Origin of the sequence: Jiangella mangrovi, from assembly GCF_014204975.1 — a bacterium.
In the GTDB taxonomy this organism is placed as follows: Bacteria; Actinomycetota; Actinomycetes; order Jiangellales; family Jiangellaceae; genus Jiangella; species Jiangella mangrovi.
In genome coordinates this window covers 3,294,949-3,318,896 of record NZ_JACHMM010000001.1, presented here as the reverse complement: position 1 = coordinate 3,318,896, position 23,948 = coordinate 3,294,949, and the positions used below count along the sequence as shown (strand labels likewise).

Here is a 23,948-nt window from a genome sequence, read left to right as displayed (position 1 = left end):
CGCCCACGCAACCCGGGCTCACCAGGTGGAGGGGCGGGAGGATGCGGAGCCGGCTCCGCATCCTCCCGCCCGTCCACCGGAACCCGGAACCCTAGGTCGCGTCGGAGCGGAGCAGACCGCGGACGGCGCGCAGGCCGACCGACAGCCGGGAGAGGTCGAAGCTGTCGCCCTCGACGATCTCGCGCAGCATGTCCTGCGCCCGGGCGACGACGACCTCGTCCTGCGCGGCCCAGGCCTCGACCCGGTCCTGCGGCGACGACTCCTCGTCGGTGTGCTGGATGACCTGCGCCGTCAGCGCCGCCTGCACCGCGTGGAGGTCGTCGCGCAGGGCCGCTCGGGCCATGGTCTGCCAGCGGTCGAGCCGCGGCAGCGAGATGATCCGCTCGAGCAGCCGGCCCAGCTCGAGGAACGCGCCCAGGGTGAAGTGCACCCGGGCCACCTCGAGCAGGTCGGTGCCGGTGGCGAGTGAGTTCTCGACCATGCCGAGCCCGGCGTAGGCCGGCGGCAGGACGGCGACCCGCACCGCGAGCGGCTCCGGCACGCCCTCGGCCGTCAGCGCCTCGAGCCGCTCGTGGTACAGGTCGAGCTCGCGGCCGACCAGGACGTCGGGCAGCGCCACCAGCAGCCGGGCGATGGGCTCCTCGAAGAACCCGATCTGCCAGGCGATGTCGATGGGTGGGCGGCGGTTGACGCAGAGCCACCGCGTCGCCCGTTCGGTGATGGTCCGCCCCTCGAGGCGCATGCGGGTCTGGACGTCGAACGCCACGACGTTGTCGAGCTCTTTCACCGCGGCCATGAGCTCGGGGATCTGGAACACGACGCCGCCGATGGTGTGCGCCCGCGCGAGGTCCTCGACCGTGCCGCCCGTCTCCATGCCCAGGCGGTATGCGAACGTCGTGCCGGCGGTGTTCACCAGCTCGTTGACCACGACGTTGGTGATGATCTCGCGGCGCAGCGGGTGCTCGTCGATGACGTCGCCGTAGCGGTCGCGCAGCGCGCTGGGGAAGTACGCGTGCAGCGCGGCGCCGAGGTACGGGTCGTCGGGCATGCCGCCGGCCAGCAGCTCTTCGTACATGAGGTTCTTGGTGTACGCGAGCAGGACCGACAGCTCCGGGCCGGTGAGGCCGCGGCCGGCGTTCATGCGCTCGGCCAGCTGGCGGTCCGTGGGCAGCGCCTCGAGGTTGCGGTCGAGCTTGCCCTGGCTCTCGAGCTTGGACAGGAACGACCGGTGCACGTGCGCCAGGTTCGACGACTGGAAGGTGGCGCTGGCCAGCGCGATGTTCTGCCCGTAGTTGTTGGCGAGGACGAGGTCGCCGATCTCTTCGGTCATGGCGGCCAGCAGCTCGTTGCGCTGCTTGTCGGTGAGGTCACCGGCCCGCACGACGCCGTCGAGCAGGATCTTGATGTTGACCTCGTGGTCGGAGGTGTCGACGCCGGCGGAGTTGTCGATGGCGTCGGTATTGACCTTGCCGCCGGCCAGGGCGAACTCGACCCGGCCGCGCTGGGTCAGGCCGAGGTTGCCGCCCTCGCCGACCACCAGCGCCCGCAGGTCGGCGCCGTCGACGCGGATGGCGTCGTTGGCCTTGTCGCCGACCTCGGCGTGCGACTCCGTGGATGCCTTGACGTAGGTGCCGATGCCGCCGTTCCACAGCAGGTCGACGGGAGCGGCCAGGATGGCGTGCATCAGCTCGGGCGGCGTCATGGTCTCGGCCGCCGGGTCGATACCCAGCACCTCCTTGACCTGCGCCGTCAACGTGATCGTCTTGGCCGTGCGCGGGTACACGCCACCACCGTCGCTGATCAGCTTGGGCTCGTAGTCGTTCCAGCTGGACCGCGGCAGGTCGAACAGGCGACGGCGTTCGGCGTAGGACTCCGCGGCGTCGGGGCTCGGGTCGAGGAAGATGTGCCGGTGGTCGAACGCGGCCACCAGCCGGATGTGCTCGGACAGCAGCATGCCGTTGCCGAACACGTCGCCGGACATGTCGCCGACGCCGACCACGGTGAAGTCCTCGGTCTGGGTGTCGCGGCCGAGCTGGCGGAAGTGCCGCTTCACCGACTCCCAGGCGCCGCGGGCGGTGATGCCCATGGCCTTGTGGTCGTAGCCGGCCGACCCGCCCGACGCGAACGCGTCGCCGAGCCAGAACCCGTACTCCTTGGACACCTCGTTGGCGATGTCGGAGAACGCGGCGGTGCCCTTGTCGGCCGCGACCACCAGGTAGGGGTCGTCGCCGTCGTGGCGGACCACCTGCGGCGGCGCGACGACGCTGCGGTCGGCCGCGCGGTTGTCGGTGATGTCGAGCATGGCCCGGATGAACGTCTTGTAGCACTCGATGCCCTCGGCCAGCCACGCCTCGCGGTCGACGGCGGGATCGGGCAGCAGCTTGCCGACGAAGCCGCCCTTGGCGCCGACCGGCACGATGACGGAGTTCTTCACGGCCTGTGCCTTGACCAGGCCCAGGATCTCGGTGCGGAAGTCCTCGCGGCGGTCGGACCACCGCAGCCCGCCGCGGGCGACGGCGCCGAAGCGCAGGTGCACGCCCTCGACCCGGGGCGAGTAGACCCAGATCTCGTACATCGGCTTCGGGTCGGGCAGCTCCGGCAGCGACCGTGAGTCGAGCTTGAAGCTGGTGACGGTCTGCGGCCCCGCGACGGTGGTGCGGTAGTAGCTGGTCCGCAGCGTGGCGTTCACCAGCCGCAGGAACGAGCGCAGGATGCGGTCCTGGTCGAGGCTGGCGACCTGGTCGAGGGCCTCCTCGATGCGCACCGTCAGCTGCTTCGCGGCGTCGGCGCGGGTGCTGGGGTCGTCGCCGTGCCGCTCGGGGTCGAAGCGGGTCTCGAACAGGTCGACGAGCATGCGCGCGACGTCGACGTGCCCGGACAGCGCCTCCTCGAGGTAGTTCTGGCTGAACGTGGTGCCGGTCTGACGCAGGTACTTGGCGTACGCGCGCAGGATGGACGCCTGCCGCCACGACAGCCCGGCCTGCGGCACCAGCGCGTTGAACCCGTCGCTCTCGGCGTCGCCCCGCCAGACCGCGGCGAACGCGTCCTGGAACAGCACCTTGAGGCGGTCGGCGTCGGTGGCGCGCAGCCCGCGGTAGCGCAGGCCGAAGTCGTAGATGTACGCCGTCGACTCGCCGTCGGGCCCGCGCCGGATGATCTCGTACGGGCGCTCGTCGACCACCTCGACGCCCATGCGCGACAGGATGGGCAGTACCTGCGTGAGCGAGATGGGCGTGCCGGTGCGGTAGATCTTGAAGCGGCGGTCGCTGGCCAGTCCGCCGACCGGCTGGTAGAGGTTCATGCCCAGGCCGTCGGCGGCGGGCAGCTCCTCGAGCCGGCGCACGTCGGCCACCGCCGTCCGCGCCGGGAAGTCGGCCTTGTAGCCCTCGGGGAAGCCCTGGCGGTAGCGGCGCAGCAGCTTCGCCGCGCCTTCCTCGCCGACCTGCTCGGCCAACGAGTCCGACAGCTCGTCGGTCCACGACCGGGTGGCGCCGACCAGCTGCTTCTCGAGCGCCGCGACATCGATCTCGGGCAGCCCCTGGTCGCGCTTCATGCGGACCACGAAGTGCAGCCGGGCCAGGGCCGCCTCGCCGACGCGCGCGGTGAAGTCGATGGAGTCGCCGTCGGTGGCGGCCAGCAGGATGCGCTGGATGCGCTCGCGCACGTCGGTGTTGTACCGGTCGCGCGGCAGGTACACGAGGAACGAGAGGTAGCGGCCGTAGTCGTCGCGGCGGATGAACATGCGCAGGTGCCGGCGCTCTTGCAGGTGCACGACGGCGAGCGCGGTGGGCAGCAGTTCCTCGGCCGGGATCTGGAACAGCTCGTCGCGCGGGTAGGTCTCGAGCACCTGCAGGAGGTCCTTGCCGGAGTGCCCGGACGGCGCGAACCCGGCCTGCTCGATGACCTCTTGGACCTTGCGCCGCAGCACCGGGATGCGCAGCACGCTCTCGGTGTAGGCGGCCGACGTGAACAGGCCCAGGAAGCGCCGCTCGCCGACGACCTCGCCGGCGGCGTCGAAGGTCTTGACGCCGACGTAGTCGAGGTAGGCCGGGCGGTGCACCGTCGCCTTCGAGTTGGCCTTGGTCAGGACCAGTAGCTGCTTCTCGCGCGCCTTGGCCCGCACCTCGCGCGGCAGCTTGCCGAACGAGCCGGAGAGGTCCTGGTCCGAGCGCAGGACGCCCAGCCCGGTGCCGGTGACCGCCCGCAGGACGTCCTCGCCGTCGACTTGGTCGAGCTGGTACTCGCGGTAGCCGAGGAACGTGAAGTGGTCGTCGGCCAGCCAGCGCAGCAGCTCGCGGGCCTCGTCGATCTCGGGATCGTTGACCGGCGACGGCGCCTTGCCGAGGTCGTCGGCGATGTCGATGGCGCGCTGGCGCATGCGCGGCCAGTCTTCGACCGCCTCGCGCACGTCGCGGAGCACGTCGCGCAGCAGCCGCTCGATGGCGGCCTGGTCGGCGGGGTCGTCGGTGCGGTCGATCTCGACGTGCATCCACGACTCGACGATGGTGTCGGAGTCGCGGCGGGGGTCGTTCTCGTTGAGGTCGAGGACCTCGACCAGCTCGCCGGTGATGTCGCGGTGGACCACCAGCTGCGGGTGCACCACGAGGCGGATGGCGTGGTCGTGCTCGGCCAGCGCCATGGTGACGGAGTCGACCAGGAACGGCATGTCGTCGATGACGACCTCGACGATGGTGTGCCCGGACGCCCAGCCGTGCTCGTCGATGGTGGGCGTGTAGACGTTGACGACGGCGGTGCCCTGCGGCCTGCTCTGGGCGCTGCGCCGGTGCGAGGCGGCGACCCCGTAGACGTCGACGACGTCGCGGTCGACCAGGTCCTCGGCGGCAACGTGCCGGTAGTACCGGCGGAGGAAGGCCTCGTCCTCGTCGCGACTTCCCCGGTCGCCGACCAGTGCTGCCTTCGCGAGGAGCTCGGACTTGGCTTCGTCGAGCCGATTGCGCATCTTCCACCAACCCCCGGAACGAGACCCCGCACGTCGTTGTACGGAACCTCTCTGAACATTAGTAGCTCGCCGCCGCGCCCGCTTCCCGGGCCTCGCACTCCTTGATCATTCATTGCGTTCGCCAATGACTCAGAGCCAGGAGCGCAGCTCCCAGAGCAGCGGGTAGAACCGGAGGTCGAGGCGGCTGCGCAGGTACGAGGCGCCCGACGAGCCGCCGGTGCCGGTCTTCGTGCCGATCATGCGCTCGACCATGGTGACGTGCCGCGCCCGCCAGCCGGCGCTCAGCTCGTCGTGCGTCATCAGCGCCTCGGCCAGCTCCCACACGTCGCCGAAGCCGCCGCGGTCATGGGCGGCGATGCGCAACGACGCGCTGATGTCCGCGTCGGTGCCGGCGGGGAGGTCGTGGGCGCGCAGGACGGCGACGAAGGCGTCCCACAGCGTGGGCTCCTCGAGACGGCGGCGCAGCCGTTCCTCCTCGGCCGGCGTCAGCGCGCGGAACCGGCGCAGGAACGCCGCGTCCTTCGCCCCGGAGACGAACTCCAGCTCGCGGAACTGCACGGACTGGAAGCCGCTCGCGGGCGCCAGCCGGGCCCGGAACTGCAGGAAGTCCTGCGGCGTCATGGTCTCGAGGACGCCGACCTGCTCGATGAGGATCCGCTCGATCTCGTGGACCCGGTTCAGCAGGTGCCGGGCCCACCACAGGCGGTCGTCGAACATCGCCTGCCGCGCGGCCTCGACCTCGTGCAGCAGTTGCTTGAACCACAGCTCGTAGACCTGGTGGATCGTGATGAACAGCAGCTCGTCGTGAGCATCGGTCTCGAGGCGCTGCTGGTCGAGCAGCTCCGCGAGACGCAGGTAGGTGCCGTAGGTGAGCCGGGCACCGTCCTCGCCGAAGTGTGCCGAGGGAGGGCTGATCTCGTGGTCGGGTGTCACCTCGTCAGCGTATGGGTCAGGATGTGGAGCCATGGACCTGAACAGCGAGCTGCGTTTCGACGCCGACCCCGCGACGGTGTTCGCGATGCTGACCGACGAGGCCTACATCGCGAAGAAGACCACCGCGGCCAAGGCCCTGCGCCACGAGATCACCGTTCGCCGCGACGGCGACGGCGCCACCATCGACCTGCTGCGCGTCATGCCGCCGGACGTGCCGGACTTCGTGCGCCGGTTCGTCGGCGACACCATCGACATCCGGCAGAAGGACGTGTGGAAGCCGGCCAACGGCGACGGGTCGCGTGACGGCACCATCGCGCTGGAGATGTCCGGGGCGCCGGTCAAGGCCACCGGCACCATGCGCCTCGCGGCCAACGGCGGGTCGACCGTGCTGACCATCAAGGCCCTGCTGAAGGCGTCGGTGCCGCTGGTGGGCGGCAGGATCGAGCAGGCCCTGCACCAGGGCCTCACCGAGGCGGCGAAGATCGAGGAGCGGGTCGGCCGCGACTGGCTGGCCGGCAACCGCTGACGGCGTCATTCTGGCGGTGACGGCGACCCGGTCGCCGTCACCGCTGCGCTAGTCTCCTGAGTCAGGAATTCTGTTCAGATATGTGGCGAGTTGTTCGAGGATCTCGTCGGCGGTCTTGACCCAGATGTAGGGACGCGGGTCGGTGTTCCAGGTGGCGATCCAGTCGCGGATGTCTTTCTCGAGGGCCTGGACGGACTTGTGCACGCCGCGGCGCAGTTGCTTGTTGGTCAGTTCGGCGAACCAGCGCTCGACGAGGTTGAGCCAGGACGACCCGGTGGGCGTGAAGTGCAGGTGGAACCGTGGATGGGCCAGCAGCCAGTTCTTGATCGCGGGAGTCTTGTGCGTGGCGTAGTTGTCCAGCACGAGGTGCACGTCGAGGTCATCGGGGACCTGCTTGTTGAGCGTGGCCAGGAACTTCTTGAACTCCTCGGCGCGGTGACGGCGGTGCAGAGAACCGATGACCTTGCCGGTGGCGACCTCCAGTGCGGCGAACAGCGTCGTGGTGCCGGCGCGCACGTAGTCATGGGTCACGCGCTCGGGCACCCCGGGCATCATCGGCAGGACCGGCTGAGAGCGGTCCAGGGCCTGGATCTGGGACTTCTCGTCCACACAGAACACCAACGCCCGCTCGGGCGGGTCCAGGTAGAGCCCGACCACGTCGTGGACCTTGTCGACGAAGAACGGGTCGGTGGACAGCTTGAACCCCTCAACGCGGTGCGGGGCCAGGCCGAACGCCCGCCACACCCTTGAGACCGTCGACTGCGACATGCCCGTCTGCGACGCCATCGCCCTGGTCGACCAGTGCGTGGCGTTCTTCGGCTTCGTCTCCAGCGTCCGGGCCACCAGCGCGGCGACCTGCTCATCGGTCACCGACCGCGGGCCACCCGAGCGGGGCATGTCGCCCAGCCCAGCGATCCGATGCTCCACGAACCGCCTGCGCCACCGCCCCACCGCATGCGGTGTCGAACCCACCACCGCGGCCACGTCCTTGTTCGACGCACCCGCCGCGGACTCCAGAATGATCCGGCACCGCAGCGCCCACGACTGCGGCGTCGACCCCCTGCGAACCCACCCCTCCAGGGCCGCGCGCTCGCCGTCGGTCAGCACCAGCTCAGCCTTCGGCCGTCCAGTTCTCGCCATACCAGCCAGCCTATACATCTGAATAGAATTCCTGACTCAGGAGACTAGGGCGTGTCTCTTAAGTCGCCAGCCAGATGGTGATGGCGCGTAGGACGACGCCTCCGCGGTAGTTGACGGCGTGTTTGTCGTAGCGGGTGGCGATGCCGCGCCATTGCTTGTGGGTGTTGAAGGAACGCTCGATGACGTTGCGGCGCTTGTAGGCGACGGGGTCGAAGTTGGGTGGGCGGCCGCCGGCTGTGCCGCGGCGTTTGCGGTGGCCGATCTCGTCGGCGCGCTGCGGGATCACGGCCTTGATGCCACGAGCGCGCAGCAGTGCTCGTGTGGCTCGGGAGGAATAGGCCTTGTCACCCAGGAGGGCGAGCGGGCGGGTGCGTGGTCGACCGGGCCCCAGGCGCCGGACCGCGAGCTGGGCCAGCAGCGGCTTGAGCATCGTGGAATCACCGGCCTGGCCGGCTGTCACCGCGATGACCAGTGGCCGGCCACGGCCGTCGACGAGCTGGTGGATCTTGGTCGACAACCCGCCGCGGGACCGGCCGATCGCGTGATCGAGCGGTTCGGCGAGCCCGAAGATGTAACTCGACTCAGCCCCCTGTGCGGGCCGCGGCGCGCGCCGCGCGCGCCGCCCGGGAGTCCCCGGCCGGATGCTCGAGTCTGCCGGCGTTGGTGGCGTGCTGGTGGGCACGGTTGATGGTGGCGTCCACGCTGACCATCCAGTCGATGTCCCCGACCGCGTCGGCCTCGGCCAGCAGCCGGGCATGGATCTTGTCCCAGGTGCCATCGACGGAGAAGCGGTTGTGTCGCTTCCATGCTGTCTGCCACGGCCCGAACGCGGCCGGCAGGTCACGCCACGCGATCCCGGTGCGGAACCGGTAGATCACGCCCTCGACCACCTGCCGGTGGTCGCGGAAGGGCCGCGACCTCACCCCGTCGGTCGAGGGCATCAACGCCGCGATCCGCTCCCATTGAGCGTCGGTGAGGACTCGCTCGCGAGACATGCCAACAGCAAATCAGCCGTACACGCCCGGACTTAGGAGACACGCCCTAGCGGCGCTGGGCCGGACCGCTTCAACGGCCGGGGACGCCGCCGTCCAGGGCGCGGAGGGCGACGTTGCGCTCGGCCGCGCCCGCCCGCCGTCCGGGCTGCCGCGGCGCGGGGGCCTCGGCGGCCGGCGCCGGCGTGGCGTCGGTGGACTCGCGCTCGAGCAGCGCCTCGGCCAGCTCGGCCGGGCCAGTGACCGCCATGGCCAGCGCGCGGCCGAGGTCGTCGCGGTCGAGCGGCTCCTCGGCGGTGCGGCGCAGGCGGTCGGAGAGGTCGATGACCTTGTCGGCGGTGCCCAGGGTGGCGCGGGCGGCCATGAGGTGACCCCGCTGCAGCGGCCGGCCGGCGATCATGAGGGCCAGCGCCTCGGCGGTGTCGCTCCAGTCCGAGGCCGGCGCCTGCTCGCCGATGAGGCCCGCCACGCCGGCCATGACGCGGTCGGAGGCGGCGACGAGGCGCTCAGCGGTCTCGCTGTCGCTGTCGAGGGAAGCCAGCCGCAGTGCTACCGCGGTGACCAGTGCGCCGTCGGCGGGACTCCGGCGGGGCTGGGACAGCAACCGCACCGCTCGTGCGACGTACGGCCTGGTCGACAGCCGGTCATCCATCACGCTTGACACCTCGTGTTCTCGTCTCTCGGCTCAACCCATGTGCGGGTTCGGTCCACCGTAGAAGATTGTGCACCGAACCCGCCTGATCATTCGTCCCAGTGGCCCGACTTCCACCGAATGGCTGCCGTGCTACGACCGCTCCGGTGGGTTTCGTCCTCGGAGTAGAAGCTACCGGCAGCGAAGCGTAGCGCCTCTGTGGTAGTTGCGACAGTCAGCCGGCGTCGGCCCAGGAGCGGCCGTGGGCGAGGGCGGCCGCCGACGTGCGCAGCGAGGTCTCGAGGACGTCGAGCCGGCGGCCGGTGTCCATGACGTTGGCGCCGATGGCCGCGAGGTCCTCGGGGCCTGGGCCCAGGACGGTGACGTCGGTGCCCTGGTCCCGCAGCTTCCCGGCCTCGTGCAGGCAGCGCCGGGTGCAGCGACGGCGCCAGCGCCGCTCGAGCCGGGGCAGGAGCGCCCGCGGATGATCCAGCTCGAACGAGACCATGGGCGCGACGACGTAGACCTCGTCGAGGCCGAGCCCGCCCAGCAGGTCGACCGAGGTGGCCGAGCAGGTGCCGCCGTCGACGTAGCGGTGGCCGCCGACGACCACGGGCGCGAACCAGCCGGGGATGGCGCACGACGCCATGACCGCCTGCGGCAGCGACACCTGAGGCTCTCCCGGCCGGCCGAACGGGACCCGCCGGCCGGTCTCGTAGTCCATGGCGACGATCCAGACGCCGGAGTGCGGCGACCAGCCGGCGCTCGGGCCCGTGACGGCGTCGACGAGCTCGCCGACGCCGTCGAGCGAGCCCCGGCCGACCGGCATGAGCGCCGACAGCACGGCGGTGGGCGGCATGCGACGCAGCCGGCGGACGTTGTGGCGCACCATGGCCGTCGAGCCGACCCCGAAGCGGGGCAGCTGCGGCCGCGACCCGCCGGTGGCGGTGTCGTAGTCCCAGACGTGGTCGGCGAGCGGCCCCTCGATGACGCGACCGAGCTGGTGGTCGCGCAGCTGTCCGGCGTCGACGCCGGCACCGAGCAGAGCCGCGAGCACCGAGCCCGCGGACGTTCCCAGGATGTAGTCGAAGGACCGAAGATCGGCGCCGGTCGACTCCTCGATGGCACTGAGGGCGCCGACCATCCACGCCGCGCCCAGAACGCCACCGCCGCCGAGCACCAGGCCCCGCCGCGGTCCCCCCTGACGAATGGCCTCCATCTATTGATTCTGCTGTAACACGCCGATTCGTGCCACGCATCGACGCCTTGCTGTGACCGCGGGCCGGTTGCCCGGTTGCTGGCCCGGACCGTCGTCCACGGCGCTCCGGAGGTTGCCCGACTTGCCCGGACGGCGCCGGACCTGCCCGACTCCGCCGGGCCGTTGACCTCGCCGCCGACTGCCGGTTTCGATCCTGGTGACCCCAGAGACACCCGCGCACAGGAGGCCCGATGACCACCACCCAGGCGCCGCGCCAGCAGAGCACCGGCCGGGCCCGCCGGCTGCCGCTCCCGGTCACCGAGCCGCCCTTCGACGACGAGCTCGGCATCGTGCCCGGCGCGTGGCGGCCGCTCGTGCCGGCCGGGCAGGCGATGCTGCCGTTCGGGCCCGACGGCGGGCCGGACGCCGGGTTCGGCGCGGCGCCGGTCCCCGTCGTCCTGGGCGACGAGGTGGTCGCCGACAGCCTCTGGCTGCGCCACACCGACCAGCGTGCCGCCACGCCCGCCGTCACGCTCGCCGCCGGGCCGGCCGTTCCCGAGCCCCGGCGCGGCGAGGACGGGTTGCCCGACCCGCGCCGCTGGATCGCCCGGCTGGCGCTGTCGGCGCTCGAGTGCCTGCACGGACGCCGCTCGCTGCAGCAGCTGGTCCGCTGGACCGACGAGCCCGTGTACCGGGCGCTGGCCCGTCGCGCCGCCGACCAGGAGGGCACGCCGGCCGAGCGGCCCCGGATCCGCGCTCTGCGGGTGTGCCGGCTCACCGACACGGTCGCCGAGGCGAGCGTGGTGGTGCAGGTGGGCCGGGCGACGCGGGCCGTGGCCGTCCGCCTGCGGGCGGACGACGGCCGGTGGCTGTGCACGGCCTTCGACATCGTCGACCCCGGCCCGCCGCCGCGCCGCGGCCGCCGTCAGCGGGCGGCCCAGGCCTCCTCGAACGCCACCGCGTAGCCGACCTGCCCGTTCACCGTCGGATGGAAGGAGTCGCGCACGAACTCCGACGCCACCTCCCACCGCTGCTCGGCGGTGGTGGTGGTCGCCGACGTCGGCTCCGACCCGGCGGCCCAGGAGATCTTCAGCCCGTACAGCCAGTCGCCGGGCTCGTTGCCACACGCCTCGTGCCCGTCGAAGACCGAGGCCACCTCGTCCGACGCGGACTCGACCCCGGCCTCGGCCGCCGCGGCGTCGATGACGTCGTTGAGCAGCACGCCCAGCCGGCGGATCATCTGCCGTTCCGAGTTCGACAGCAGACCGGTCAGGGCGTCGCAGTCGCTGCGGACCGCCGGGTCGGGCACGAGCATCGGATAGCCGCCGACGATGACCTCGTCGCCCGGCGCCGCCGCCTGGACGGAGTCGTAGAGCTGGACCAGCGGCTGGTGCAGGCTGCTGATCAGGGCCGTCAGCTCGGCCTCGCGGCGCGTGCACGAGAAGAACGAGACCAGGCAGTTGACCAGCTCGTCGGCGAAGCCGGCGTCGTTGCCGCCCACCGTCACCGTGATGAGCCGGTCCCCCGCCCCGGGGATGCCGGCCAGCTGCTGCACCTGCTGCGCGACCTCGGGGATCGCCGCGCCCGAGCAGGCGAGCAGCGTCCGGTCGGTGACGGCGCTGCCGAAGATCAGGTTGTTCCAGGCCTGCGGGGTGCGGTCGCAGTCGTCGAGGTAGCCGCCGGCGCCCAGGCCGGACGAGTACGAGTCGCCGAGCGTGATGACGGCCGACGGCGCGTCGACGGCGACGGCAGCGGCCGCGGGGTCCGCCGTCGAGGGCGCTTCGGCCGCGTCCGCCGTCGCGCCGAGGGCTGCCCCCACCAGCAGGACGGCCGCCACGCACAGCGTGACGGCCGTTCGGGTGAGGGATCGGGGTCGTTCCTGGTGGCTGGTCGAGGTCAGAGTCATGTGCGCTGCGCGGCCGGATCGCGGCCGCTCCTCCCATCCGCCGTTCCGGGGAATGTGACACCCGGCATCACCAGACGTCACAATGGACGATAGCGGACGGATGCCATATGCGGGACAGCTTCGGTGAACAAAGATCGACGGGTGCCCGAGGTGCCGTGGCACCGCCGGACACCCGTCGACGGACGAGCGTGCCGAGATCAGCCGGCCGGCTGCTCGGAGTCCTGCGAGGCGTGCCGCGGGTCGCCGTGGCAGCGCTTGAACTTCTTCCCCGAGCCGCACGGGCACAGCGCGTTGCGCGACACGTTGCTGAAGTCGAGGTCGCCCTCGTCGGCACCGGCCGCGTGCGAGCCGCGCTCGCCGTTGGCGCCGGACGCCACGACCGCGCCGCCGGCCGCGGCACCCGCGGCCGGACGGGCCGCCGGGCGCACCTGCTCGACCCGCCGCTGCACCGCAGCGTCGCCGTCGACCGTCGGCGCGGTGTACTGCAGCTGCTGCGGGCGCTGGAAGCCGCCCAGGCCCTTGGCCTGCACCACGGGGGCGCCGGGGGCGGTGGGCGTGGTGGCGCCGTCGCCCGGGGCCTGCACCTGGACCTCGAGGTTGAAGACCAGACCGACCGACTCTTCCTTGATGGCGTCCATCATGGCCACGAAGAGGTCGAAGCCCTCGCGCTGGTACTCGACCAGCGGCTGCTTCTGGGCGAACGCCCGCAGGCCGATGCCCTCGCGCAAGTAGTCCATCTCGTACAGGTGCTCGCGCCACTTGCGGTCGAGGACCGTGAGCAGCACCCGGCGCTCGAGCTCGCGCATGACGTCGGTGCCCAGCGACTCCTCGCGCTTCGCGAGCGCGGCGTGCGCGTCCTCGGTCAGCCGCTCGCCGAGCCCGGCCGGGGTCAGCGCGTTGCGGCCGCCGGCCTCCTGCTCGACCTCGTCGACCGTGACGCCGACCGGGTACAGCGTCTTGAGCGCCGTCCACAGCTGGTCGAGGTCCCAGTGCTCGGGGTAATTGCCGGCAGTGGCGCCCTGGACGTAGGCCCCGACGGCGTCGTCGAGCATGCCGGTGACCTGCTCGTGCAGGTCCTCGCCGTGCAGCACCCGAGCGCGCTCGTCGTAGATGACCATGCGCTGGCGGTTGAGGACGTCGTCGTACTTGAGGACGTCCTTGCGCATCTCGAAGTTCTGCGCCTCGCGCTGCGTCTGGGCGCTCTTGACGGCGTTGCTGACGCGCTTGTGCGAGATGGGGACGTCGTCGGGCTGGTTGAACGTCCGCATGATCATCTCGACCCACTCGCTCTTGAACAACCGCATGAGGTCGTCCTGCAGCGAGAGGTAGAAGCGCGACTCACCGGGGTCGCCCTGGCGGCCGGAACGACCGCGCAGCTGGTTGTCGATACGGCGGGACTCGTGCCGCTCGGTGCCGAGGACGTACAGCCCGCCGAGGTCGCGGACCTCCTCGCGCTCGGCCGACACCTGCGCGTCGAGCTTCTCGAGGATCGCGATCTCGGCCGCGTTGTACTCCTCGGCGTTCTCGACGGGGTCGAGGCCGCGCTGCTTGAGCTCGGCCTGCGCCATGAACTCGTGGTTGCCGCCGAGCATGATGTCGGTACCGCGACCGGCCATGTTGGTGGCGACGGTGACGGCGCCCTTGCGGCCGGCCTGCGCGACGATGGCGGCCTCGCGCTCGTGCTGCTTGGCGTTGAGGACCTCGTGCGGGACGCCGCGCTTGCGCAGCAGCTGCGACAGCCGCTCGGACTTCTCGACGCTGGTGGTGCCGACGAGGACCGGCTGGCCCTTCTGGTGCCGCTCGACGAGGTCCTCGACGACGGCGTCGAACTTGGCCTCCTCGGTGCGGTAGATCTCGTCGTCCTGGTCGAGGCGCGCCAGCGGGCGGTTCGGCGGGATGGGCACGACGCCGAGGGTGTAGATCTTGTCGAACTCGGCGGCCTCGGTCATGGCCGTACCGGTCATGCCGGAGAGCTTGTCGTAGAGGCGGAAGAAGTTCTGCAGGGTGATGGTCGCCAGGGTCTGGTTCTCCTGCTTGATCTCCACCCCTTCCTTCGCCTCGATGGCCTGGTGCATGCCCTCGTTGTAGCGGCGCCCGCCGAGGATGCGGCCGGTGTGCTCGTCGACGATGAGCACCTCGCCGTCCTTGACGACGTACTCCTTGTCGCGCCGGTACAGCTCCTTGGCCTTGATGGAGTTGTTGAGGTACTGGATCAGCGGGGTGTTGGCGCTCTCATAGAGGTTGTCGATGCCCAGCCAGTCCTCGACCCGCTCGATGCCGGGCTCGAGCACGCCGACCGTGCGCTTCTTCTCGTCGACCTCGTAGTCGGTCTCGCGGCGCAGCCGCTGCGCGACCTTGGAGAACTCGGTGTACCAGCGCGTCGGCTGGTCGGCCGGGCCGGAGATGATGAGCGGCGTGCGGGCCTCGTCGATGAGGATGGAGTCGACCTCGTCGACGATGGCGAAGTGGTGGCCGCGCTGCACCTGGTCCTCGACCCGCTGCGCCATGTTGTCGCGCAGGTAGTCGAAGCCGAACTCATTGTTGGTGCCGTACGTGATGTCGGCGCCGTAGGCCTCGCGGCGCTGGGCCGGCGTGAGGCCGTTGAGGATGACCCCGACCTCGAGCCCGAGGAAGCGGTGGATGCGGCCCATCCACTCCGCGTGGTAGCGGGCGAGGTAGTCGTTGACGGTGACGACGTGGACGCCGTTGCCCGTGAGCGCGTTGAGGTACGACGGCAGCGTCGCGACCAGGGTCTTGCCCTCACCGGTCTTCATCTCGGCGATGTTGCCGAGGTGCAGCGCCGCGCCGCCCATGACCTGGACGTCGTAGGGCCGCTGGCCGATGACCCGCTTGGCCGCCTCTCGGACCGTCGCGAACGCCTCGGGCAGGAGGTCGTCGACGTGCTCGCCGTCGGCCAGCCGCTTGCGGAACTCCTCGGTCAGGCCGCGCAGGTCGTCGTCGGACATCGAGACGAAGTCGTCCTCGATGCTGTTGACCTGTTTGACGATGGCCTCGAGACGCTTGACGATCTTGCCCTCACCGGCACGGAGGATCTTGTCGAGCAGAACAGGCACGCGGGTCAACTCCTATGCAGCGGGCTTGGGCGGCAGTGCGCGCCCGGTGGCTCCATGAGGTACAGAGGCTCCGATGACCCATGGTACGTCGGGTCACGGAAAAGATAACGACTCGACCTCGACGCGCGGCAGCGGGCAGGATGCTGGGCGTGCAACCGTTCGAGCTCCGTGGCGACCGCCTGCTGCTCGCGGTGCCCGTGGCCTCCGACATCGACCGCATCGCCGAGCTGTGCCAGGACCCCGAGATCCAGCGCTGGACCACGCTGCCGTCGCCCTACACGCACGAGCACGCCAAGAGTTTCGTCGAGGACGTCGTGCGCTCCGGCTGGGAGACCGAGAAGGACCTCGTGTGGGCCATCCGCTCGCCCGAGGACCGGGTCGTGCTCGGCATGATCGGCCTGCACTCGCTGGGCGACGGCGCCGCCGAGATCGGCTTCTGGGCCGGCCCCGAGGTGCGCGGACGGCGGCTGGTGTCGCGGGCGGCGCGGCTGGTCTGCGAGTACGCGTTCGCCGACATCGGCCTGGGGTTGACGCACGTGCGCTGGCGGGCCTCCGTCGGCAACTGGGCGTCGCGGCGGGTCGCGTGGGCGTGCGGGTTCCGCATGGAGGGCAAGGTCCGCGGCGGCATCGCGCAGCGCGGCGTGCGCCGCGACACCTGGGTGGCGACGCTGGGGGCCGGCGAGCCCATGCGGCCGGTGTCGCCCTGGCTCGACGTGCCGACGGTGCGTGGCTCGCGGGTGGTGCTGCGCCGGTTCCACGAGTCCGACGCCGCCGCCGTCGTCGAGGCCTGCAACGACCCCGTCACACAGCACTGGCTGGGCGGGCTGCCGTCGCCGTACACCCACGAGATCGCCCGGGCCTACATCCGCGACCGCGAGGAGGAGGCGGCCGCCGGGCGGGGTGTCCACTGGGCGGCGGCGCTGCCGTCGGGCGGGCCGGCGGTGGGCTCGTTCTCGCTCATGGGCCTGCAGTCGCACGACGGCGGCGGCGAGATCGGCTACTGGGTGCACCCGGCGGCGCGTGGGCACGGGGTGGCGACGGAGGCCGTGGGGCTCATGGTGCGGCACGCCTTCGCGGCGACGTCGGCCGGCGGGCTGGGCCTGCGGCGGCTGGTCATCGCCCACGTCACCGGCAACGAGGCGTCGCGCACGGTCATCGAGCGGGCCGGGTTCCGCCCCTACGGCGTCGAGCGGGCCGGCGAGCGGATCCGCGGCGGCGTGGTGCTCGACCTGCACTGGTACGACCTGCTGCTCGACGACCCCCGCCCCTGACGCTCGGCCGGGGTGATGAGGTTCTGCCGGGGTGATGAGGTCGGCTCCCTGTCCCCCTGCTGCCCAGTCTCTTAGCCGCGCACCTGCGCCTCAAGTCCGTGCGCGCTGTGGTTGCTTCTCCGCTGTGGTGGGGGCGCGTGGACTTGACCCGCACGCACGCGGCCAAGAACCTGGCAGCTATCAGGGGGACGGGGAGACCCTGGGCACGCCTCGCCCAGGCGTGCCCGTTTCGTCCCGCTTTGGTGGGCTGTGGATAGCGATGATCATCAAGGATCGCGTACATCACCAGGATTACCCGAGCCTCGACACGATTGCAGACCTCGTGATGGGCGGGTAATCGTGGTGGGCGGCCCAGAAACGCCGGCAAATCCCACATCGCGGACGGCTGCGAGGCGTCAGGCGGGAGTTCTCCCCGCCATAGCGGGAACAAGTCCCTCCCGACACCACCACAGCCGCGACTTCACCCACCAGAACCGACTTCACTAGCGCAAACCGTCTTCCGCGGGCCCGCCGAAGCTCAGAAGATGGTTCGCGCTAGTGAAGTCGGCTGGCGCTAGTGAAGTCGGCCGACGCACGCGGCACCCGTCGCCAGACTCCCCCCGTCCCCCTGATAGCTGCCAGGTTCTTGGCCGCGGGGACCCGGGTCAAGTCGAAGCCCCCCAACCACAGCAGCGACCCCACCACAGAGGGCGCCGACTTGAGGCGGGTCCCCGCGGCTAAGACACTGGCCAGCAGGGGGACGGGGGAACCCCACGCAACCACACGAACCCCGAAGCCCCCGTCAGGCGGCGGCGCGGAGGAGGGCGTCCTGGAGCGGCGCCGCGAGGTCGCCGCGGCCGGTGACCGTGACGCCGGAGAGGTCGAGCCAGCCCGCCATGGACACCAGATCGTCGGCCAGCTCCTCGGCGGTGTCGGCCGGCGAGCCGGGCTCGGCCCACGCCGACTGCACCAGCAGGACGCCGGCCTGCCGGTCGGCCTTGAGGTCGACCCGCGCCACGAGCTCGTCGCCGAGGAGGAAGGGCAGCACGTAGTAGCCGTGCACCCGCTTGGCCGGCGGGACGTAGATCTCGAGCCGGTAGCGGAAGCCGAACAGCGCCTCGGTGCGGGCGCGCTCCCAGATGAGGGAGTCGAACGGGCTGAGCAGCGCCCGGGCGTCAACCCGGCGCGGCACCCGGGCGTCGGCGTGGAGGTAAGCGGGGCGCTTCCAGCCCTCGACGGTGACGGGCAGCAGCTCGCCGGCCTCGACCAGCTGCGCGACCGCCAGTTTGGCGCCGTCGACGGAGAGTCGGAAGTAGTCGCGCAGGCACTGCTCGGACCCGACGCCGTGGGCGCGGGCGGCGATGCGGACCAGCTCGCGGTGCGACTCCTCCTCGGACGGCGTGGGCACGGCGAGGACCTGGCGCGGCAGGACGCGCTCGGGGATGTCGTAGAGCCGCGCGAACGAGCCGTTGCGGCCGGCCGAGGTGACCCGGCCGGACCAGAACAGGTACTCGAGCGCCGTCTTGACGTCGGACCAGTTCCAGCCCCAGTCGGTCTTCTCTCGCGGGGCGTCGTGCTCGATCTCGCCCGCGGTGACCGGGCCGAGCCGCTCGACCTCTTCGAGCACCCAGGCGACGAAGTCGGGCTTCTCCTGCGCGAGCCGGCGGATGCCGCCCCAGGCCAGCTGGTCGGCCCGGGCCATGCGCTGGCGCAGGTAGGGCTGGGTGCGCACCGGCACCATGGACGCCTCGTGCGCCCAGTACTCGAACAGCATGCGCGGCGCCTTGTTGACGGCGCGGTCGACCTCGGCGCGCGGGTACGGGCCGAGCCGGCTGAAGAACGGCAGGTAGTGCGAGCGGGACAGGACGTTGACGGAGTCGATCTGCACCACGCCGACGCGGTCGACGACGCGGCGCACGGCCCGCCGGTCGGGCACCGCCGGGCGAGCGTCGGCGAACCCCTGCGCCGCCAGCGCCACCCGCCGGGCCGCGGCGATGGACAGCTTCTCTCGTCGACCCATCCCGCGAAGCTACCAGCGCCCACCGACAGCCTCCGGCCGAGCGACGACCGCCCCGGACGCGCATCGGCACGCCCTCGGCGAGGGCGTGCCGATGCTCAGCGGGCGAGGGTCAGACGTCGAGCCGGATGACGCCGTAGTCGTAGCCGCGGCGCCGGTAGACGACGCTGGGCATCTTGGACTCGGCGTCGACGAACAGGTAGAAGTCGTGCCCGACGAGCTCCATCTCGTAGAGCGCCTGGTCGAGGGTCATGGGCTCGGCGCGGTGGGTCTTCTCGCGCACGACCATGGGCCCGGAGTCCGGCACGGCGTAGCCGTCGAAGGCGTCGTACTGGTCGGGACGGTCCTCGACGGCGGTGGCCGAGACGGCCGGTGCCGGCTGCGTGGGAATGGGCGCGACGCGGTCGAGGCCGGCGGTGGCCGCGGCCACCGAGATGGGGGTACGGCTGCCGCGGTGGACGCGGCGGCGGTCGGCGGCCTTGCGCAGCCGGCCGATGAGCTTGTCGGTGGCGAGGTCGAGCGCGGCGTACCGGTCGGCCGCCGCGGCCTCGGCCCGGATGACGGGGCCCTTGGAGTGGAGGGTCAGTTCGACCCGTTCGGACTGGTCGGTCTGCCGTGGGTTGGCCTCGGCCGTGATCTCGACGTCGACGCGGATGACCTTGTGAGCGATCTTGTCGAGTTTGGCGAGCTTCTCCGCGACGTGGTTGCGGAACCGCTCCGGCACGGTCGTGTGACGGCCCTTGATGACGATATCCACTCGAAACCTCCCGGTCGTGTGGCTTCAGACGGGGCAAGCGACACCCATGCGCTCGCGTGACCGGGAATGCACCCGGCCCTCCCCGCACGTTCAGGGATCAGCAATGGGTGCCATGCACAAACGTTAGCCGTTAGTCGCCCTCAGTACACGTGGATCGTCGCGATTCGTGCTAGTCGCGACCGACCTCACACCACGGCCACCACCACCGCCCCGCACGGCCGCACCCCCGCCTCGGCCAGCGCCCGCGCGCCCTCGCGCAGCGTGGCCCCGGTGGTCACGATGTCGTCGACGATGACCACGCAGCCGGCATCGACGACGCGGGCCGCCGAGCGCCGGCAGCCCAGCGATCCGCGCAGGTTGCGCTCGCGCGCCCGCCGGTCGAGCCCGGCCTGGTCGGCGACCCGGCGGCGGTGCCGCAGCGCGGGCGCGACGGCACCGCCCTGACCGGACCGGCGCAGCGTGGCGGCGGCCCGGCGGGCCGAGCGCAGGACGGGGTCGTGGCCGCGCCGGCGCACGGTCCGGCGCGCCGACGGGACCGGCACCAGCACCGCCGGGCGGTCGCCGTGGGCCGGGTGGCCGCAGCCGCCCGGAGCCGCCAGCAACGCCGTCACCGCGACCGCCAGCGCGTCGCCCAGCGGGACCGCCAGCGGAAGCCGTCCGTGCTCCTTGTGCTCGAGGATGGCCGCCCGGACGGGGCCCGCGTAGGCCGCCGCGCCCGCGAGCGGGAGGTCGGGCCGCCCGGGCACCGTCAGCACCCGGGTGGCGGGTCCGATGAGGGCGGCCCAGCACGCGGCGCACAGCAGGCCGGGATGCTCGCCGCAGCCGGCGCAGGCGCTGCCCAGCGCGAGGTCGGCGGCGGCCGGAGCCAGCCCCGCCACCACCCGCCGCAGCCGCATCACCGCCCGCCGGAGCACACCGAAGATGATCATGCACCCATCATGCCGCCGGGCACCGACAGGGTCAGCCCGGATAGGCGGGGCTGCGCGCAGGGCCGAGATCGATCCAGGTGTTGCTGGAGCGCTGCAGGTGCAGCTCGCCGTCGCCGGACTCGAGGACCACCGGCAGCCCCGGCGAGCCGGCCACCCGCACGCCGTCCTCGACCCGCAGGCCGCGCGGCACGATCTCCTGCCCCGACAGGGTGGCGAGGTACGGCTGGGCCGTCGGCGTCTCGGCCCCCGCGGCCTGCGACTCGGCGAGGACGACGACGGCGTCGGCGGCGCTCCACGACGGGCTGGAGGAGCTCCAGGCCACGTCCGTGGCCCGGGCGGAGGCCGGGCCGATGCGCCGCGGCTGCACGATGCTGACGGTGCCGGCGTCGGGGTCGCGGATGACGTTGGCGACCTGCGCGACCTCGTCGGCCACCAGGGCGACCCGGGCGCCGTCGGGCGAGACCGCCAGCCGCGTGATGTCGCCCCCGGCCAGCTCCTGGTCGAGCTCGACCTCGAGCGGCTGCCCGTCGGGCTGGGTCACGACGAGGCCGGGGCCCTGGACGCCGTGGTCGACGGCCCAGACGAGGCCGGTGCGGTCCCACGACAGCGAGGCGAGGTCGACGCCCTGGAACAGGGTCTCGAGCTGCTCCTCCTCGCCGAACGAGGCGGCCTGCACCTGCGTGCCCGTGCCACCGTCGCCGGTGATGACGACCGCCCGGTGGCCGCCGAGGTTGACCGCGACCTCGCGGATGCCGGGCAGGTCGCCGAGCGGCCCGGCCACCGGCGTCAGCTCGCCGTCGGCCACCCTCACCACGCCGGCGTCGCCGACGGCGAACAGCGGCGTGTCGGACTTCAGCACGGCGGGGTCGTAGCCGTTGAGCTGCGGGTCGCGGGGCGTCAGCGGCTCGTCCTGCGCCAGCGGCGCGCCGGAGGTGACCTGCACCTCGACGGCCTCGACCTCGGGCAGTGCGCCGAGGGTCCAGATGAGCTGCGCGGCCATGCGCTCGCGCTCTTCGGGCCCGGCCAGCGCCACCTGGGCGCTCAGGTCGACGGTGGCGACCCCGTTGCGGACGGGGACGGAGTCGATGCCGAGCTCGGCGTCCTCGGGGAACGCCGTGACGACGGCGGGCGCGAGCCAGTCGGTCGGGCCGGCCAGCACCTTGCGGGCCAGCAGCGTCGCCGTCGCGTCGTTGGCCGTCCGCGGCAGGTACACCACGTCGGGCACCAGCACCTCGAAGCGCGGGTCGAAGAAGAACACGTTGCGCGGCTGGTACTCGCGGTCGAAGCTGAAGTCGTCGATGAGGATGCCCGGGTCGGGGTTCGCGATGCGCCACTCGCCGTCCTCCTGCACCAGCTGCAGGTCCGACGACCGCTCCCGGTCGGCGTCGTCGGGGAGCTCGCGGAACGAGCCGTCACCGGCGACCTCGCCGCGCACCGTCATGGTCACGTGGACGACGTCGGCGCCGACCAGATCGGCGTCCGGCCGGTTCTCGTAGAACACCGTGACACCGGCGGACGGGTCCCACTGCCGGGCCGCCTCCTCGGTGAGGAACTCGCGCGCGGTCTCGTAGCCCGGCTGGTACGAGGCCATGGCGTCGATGAACCCGTCGACGATCTGGACCGGCGTCATACCCGGCTCGGGCGGCGCCTCGGAGACCTCGATGAACCGGCGCTGCTCCTCGAGCGGCTCGACGGCGCCCTCGTCGTTGATCGGGCCGGACGTCGGGATCTCGGCGCATCCGGCGGCGACGGCGGCCGCGGCCAGCAGGGCGGCGGCGAGGGCCGCGCGGCTACGCACGGCGGCTCGCCTCCTCGGCCGGCGCCTGCTGCGGTGCGGGGGCGGGCGCCGACGGCTGCGGTGCGGGCGCCGACGCGGCGGACGTCACCGGCGACGGCGACGCGGCGCCGTCGGAATCGGCCGGCTCCGCGGTGACGATGCGGCGGTACGGCGCGCCGATGGCGCTGGGGTCGCCGAGGCCGCCGTCGCCGACGTCGCCGGGCACCAGGGCCAGCGGCGCGGAGCGCAGGTCGTCGCCGGCCACCCGCGGCAGCGTGAGCCGGAACTGCGAGCCGTCGCCGGGCTCGCCCCATGCCTGCAGCCAACCGCCGTGCAGGCGCGCATCCTCCATGGCGATGGAGAGGCCGAGGCCGGTGCCGCCGGTGGTCCGGGCGCGGGCCGGGTCGGCGCGCCAGAACCGGTGGAAGACCAGCGACGACTCCCCCGGCTTCAGGCCGACTCCGTGGTCGCGCACGGTAATGGCGACGGCGTGGTCGTCGGCGGCCACCGCGACGCGCACCTCGCGGCCCTCGCCGTGCTCGACGGCGTTGACGACCAGGTTGCGCACGATGCGCTCGATGCGGCGGGCGTCGACCTCGGCCATGGCCGGCTCGACCGGCACGTCGACGACCAGCTCGCTGCCCTTCTCGACGGCCAGCGGCGTGGTGGCGTCGACGACCTTGTGGACGATGTCGCGGACGTCATGGCGCTCGGCGTTGAGGGCGGCGGCGCCGGCGTCGAACCGGCTGATCTCGAGCAGGTCGGTGAGCAGCGCCTCGAACCGGTCCAGCTGGGCCTGGAGCAGCTCGACGGAGCGGTCGACGACGGGGTCGAAGTCGCCCCGCGACTCGTACAGGACGTCGGCGGCCATGCGCACCGTCGTCAGCGGCGTGCGCAGCTCGTGCGAGACGTCGGAGACGAACCGCTGCTGCATGCGCGACAGCTCTTCCAGCTGCCCGATCTGGTGCTGCAGGCTGGCCGCCATCTGGTTGAAGCTCATGGCCAGGCGGGCGAGGTCGTCGCGCCCGCGCACCGCCATGCGCTCGGCCAGGTTGCCGGCCGAGAACCGCTCGGCGATGCGGGCGGCCAGCCGCACCGGCGTCACCACCTGGCGCGCGACCAGCCAGGCCAGCGCGCACAGCAGGACGACCAGCAGCACGCCGGCCGTGGCCAGCGCCGTCAGGACGAGGTCGATGGTCTGCTGCTGCTCGGTGAGCGGGAACAGGTAGTAAAGCTCGTAGGTGCCGCCGAACGGGTCGATGATGCGGCCGCCGACCGCCAGGCCCGGCACGTCCGGCGCGTCGGGGTAGTGGATCGACGTGTAGGTGCTGAAGACCCGGTCCTCGTCGCGGACCCGCTCGCGCAGCGCGGGCGGCACGCTGTCGGCGTTGGCGCCGGACCGGTAGGTCTGCCCGCCCTCGGCGCTGAGCACGATGATCTCGTACAACGGCTGGCTGGCCGCGGATGTGCTGCCGCCGGCCGCGAGCGTCTCGGCGATCTGTACGAGCACGCGCCTCAGCTCACCGGACGCGCCGTCGGTGGTCGCCAGCTGGCGCTGCGCATTGTCGATGCCTGCGGCGGCGTCGGCGACCGCGGCGTCGGCGTGCGCCGACAGCAGGCCGTCGGTGATCTGCCGCGACAGCGTCACGCCCAGCAAGGACACCACGACGACCGACAGCGCCAGCGTCGCGGTGATGACCCGCAGCTGGATCGAGCGCCGCCACGCCCCCCGGACCAGCTGCCAGGGTCGCATGGCCCACTGGGCCAGCCGTGGCAGCAGCCGCGACAGCGTGTCGGCGCCGGCCGCGCCCGCCGCTGCCGCCCTGTCGGCGTCGCCGACCACGGGACCGATCATCGG

The 23,948-nt window shown here is 72.1% G+C and carries 15 protein-coding genes and 2 pseudogenes; 3 read left to right on the top strand and 14 right to left on the bottom strand.

What is annotated here, in order from left to right; translation table 11 throughout:
* Positions 1 to 91: 91 nt before the first annotated feature.
* Positions 92 to 4,960 (bottom strand): NAD-glutamate dehydrogenase, encoded by a 4,869-nt coding sequence (locus HD601_RS15355; RefSeq protein ID WP_184823217.1) that lies wholly within the window; start codon positions 4,958 to 4,960, stop codon positions 92 to 94.
* A 129-nt stretch (positions 4,961 to 5,089) separates the two neighbouring features.
* Entirely contained in the window at positions 5,090 to 5,893 is an 804-nt protein-coding gene (locus tag HD601_RS15350; protein WP_221441008.1) for a tryptophan 2,3-dioxygenase family protein, read from the bottom strand.
* Between the two features lie 31 nt (positions 5,894 to 5,924).
* Here HD601_RS15350 and HD601_RS15345 point away from each other — a divergent pair, with 31 nt between their 5' ends.
* Complete coding sequence (locus HD601_RS15345) at positions 5,925 to 6,419, top strand: DUF2505 domain-containing protein (protein WP_184823213.1); 495 nt, start codon at positions 5,925 to 5,927, stop codon at positions 6,417 to 6,419.
* A 48-nt stretch (positions 6,420 to 6,467) separates the two neighbouring features.
* On the opposite strand, the gene HD601_RS15340 is transcribed toward HD601_RS15345, so the two are convergent.
* From HD601_RS15340 to HD601_RS15325, 5 genes and pseudogenes are all read right to left on the bottom strand, one after another.
* Complete coding sequence (locus HD601_RS15340; protein ID WP_184821872.1) at positions 6,468 to 7,559, bottom strand: IS630 family transposase; 1,092 nt, start codon at positions 7,557 to 7,559, stop codon at positions 6,468 to 6,470.
* A gap of 58 nt (positions 7,560 to 7,617) precedes the next feature.
* Positions 7,618 to 8,554: pseudogene (locus HD601_RS15335) on the bottom strand (IS5 family transposase).
* A gap of 70 nt (positions 8,555 to 8,624) precedes the next feature.
* The gene (locus HD601_RS15330; RefSeq protein ID WP_184823211.1) at positions 8,625 to 9,206 is read right to left on the bottom strand and encodes a hypothetical protein; all 582 of its coding nucleotides are present in this window, start codon (positions 9,204 to 9,206) and stop codon (positions 8,625 to 8,627) included.
* Positions 9,196 to 9,412, bottom strand: a pseudogene (locus HD601_RS35750) (hypothetical protein); the annotation flags it as partial. The gene HD601_RS15330 and the pseudogene HD601_RS35750, both read right to left, overlap by 11 nt.
* 5 nt (positions 9,413 to 9,417) lie before the next feature.
* Positions 9,418 to 10,401 carry a patatin-like phospholipase family protein gene (locus HD601_RS15325; protein WP_184823209.1) on the bottom strand — a complete coding sequence of 328 codons (984 nt, stop codon included), beginning with the start codon at positions 10,399 to 10,401 and terminating at the stop codon, positions 9,418 to 9,420.
* 230 nt (positions 10,402 to 10,631) lie between these two features.
* On the opposite strand from HD601_RS15325, the gene HD601_RS15320 reads away from it, so the two are divergent.
* A complete protein-coding gene (locus HD601_RS15320) occupies positions 10,632 to 11,345 on the top strand; it encodes an Rv3235 family protein (RefSeq protein WP_184823207.1) in 714 nt (237 codons plus the stop codon).
* On the opposite strand, the gene HD601_RS15315 is transcribed toward HD601_RS15320, so the two are convergent.
* Both HD601_RS15315 and secA read right to left on the bottom strand, forming a co-directional pair.
* Entirely contained in the window at positions 11,306 to 12,286 is a 981-nt protein-coding gene (locus HD601_RS15315) for an SGNH/GDSL hydrolase family protein (RefSeq protein WP_184823205.1), read from the bottom strand. The genes HD601_RS15320 and HD601_RS15315 overlap by 40 nt on opposite strands.
* A gap of 197 nt (positions 12,287 to 12,483) precedes the next feature.
* The gene (gene secA, locus HD601_RS15310; protein ID WP_184823203.1) at positions 12,484 to 15,360 is read right to left on the bottom strand and encodes a preprotein translocase subunit SecA; all 2,877 of its coding nucleotides are present in this window, start codon (positions 15,358 to 15,360) and stop codon (positions 12,484 to 12,486) included.
* Between the two features lie 149 nt (positions 15,361 to 15,509).
* On the opposite strand from secA, the gene HD601_RS15305 reads away from it, so the two are divergent.
* Positions 15,510 to 16,631 carry a GNAT family N-acetyltransferase gene (locus tag HD601_RS15305; RefSeq protein WP_221441007.1) on the top strand — a complete coding sequence of 374 codons (1,122 nt, stop codon included), beginning with the start codon at positions 15,510 to 15,512 and terminating at the stop codon, positions 16,629 to 16,631.
* Between the two features lie 781 nt (positions 16,632 to 17,412).
* Here the strand turns inward: HD601_RS15305 and HD601_RS15300 are convergent.
* The 5 genes from HD601_RS15300 to mtrB all read right to left on the bottom strand — a co-directional run bounded on the left by HD601_RS15300 (position 17,413) and on the right by mtrB (position 23,945).
* Positions 17,413 to 18,630 (bottom strand): winged helix-turn-helix domain-containing protein, encoded by a 1,218-nt coding sequence (locus HD601_RS15300; RefSeq protein ID WP_184823199.1) that lies wholly within the window; start codon positions 18,628 to 18,630, stop codon positions 17,413 to 17,415.
* A 109-nt stretch (positions 18,631 to 18,739) separates the two neighbouring features.
* Positions 18,740 to 19,384: a ribosome hibernation-promoting factor, HPF/YfiA family gene (gene hpf / locus HD601_RS35745; protein WP_184823197.1), complete on the bottom strand. Its 645-nt coding sequence runs from the start codon at positions 19,382 to 19,384 to the stop codon at positions 18,740 to 18,742.
* A 185-nt stretch (positions 19,385 to 19,569) separates the two neighbouring features.
* Entirely contained in the window at positions 19,570 to 20,313 is a 744-nt protein-coding gene (locus tag HD601_RS15290) for a ComF family protein (RefSeq protein ID WP_184823195.1), read from the bottom strand.
* A gap of 31 nt (positions 20,314 to 20,344) precedes the next feature.
* Entirely contained in the window at positions 20,345 to 22,111 is a 1,767-nt protein-coding gene (locus HD601_RS15285; protein ID WP_184823193.1) for an LpqB family beta-propeller domain-containing protein, read from the bottom strand.
* A complete protein-coding gene (gene mtrB, locus HD601_RS15280) occupies positions 22,104 to 23,945 on the bottom strand; it encodes an MtrAB system histidine kinase MtrB (RefSeq protein WP_184823192.1) in 1,842 nt (613 codons plus the stop codon). Before mtrB ends, HD601_RS15285 begins: the two co-directional genes overlap by 8 nt.
* Positions 23,946 to 23,948 lie beyond the last annotated feature (3 nt).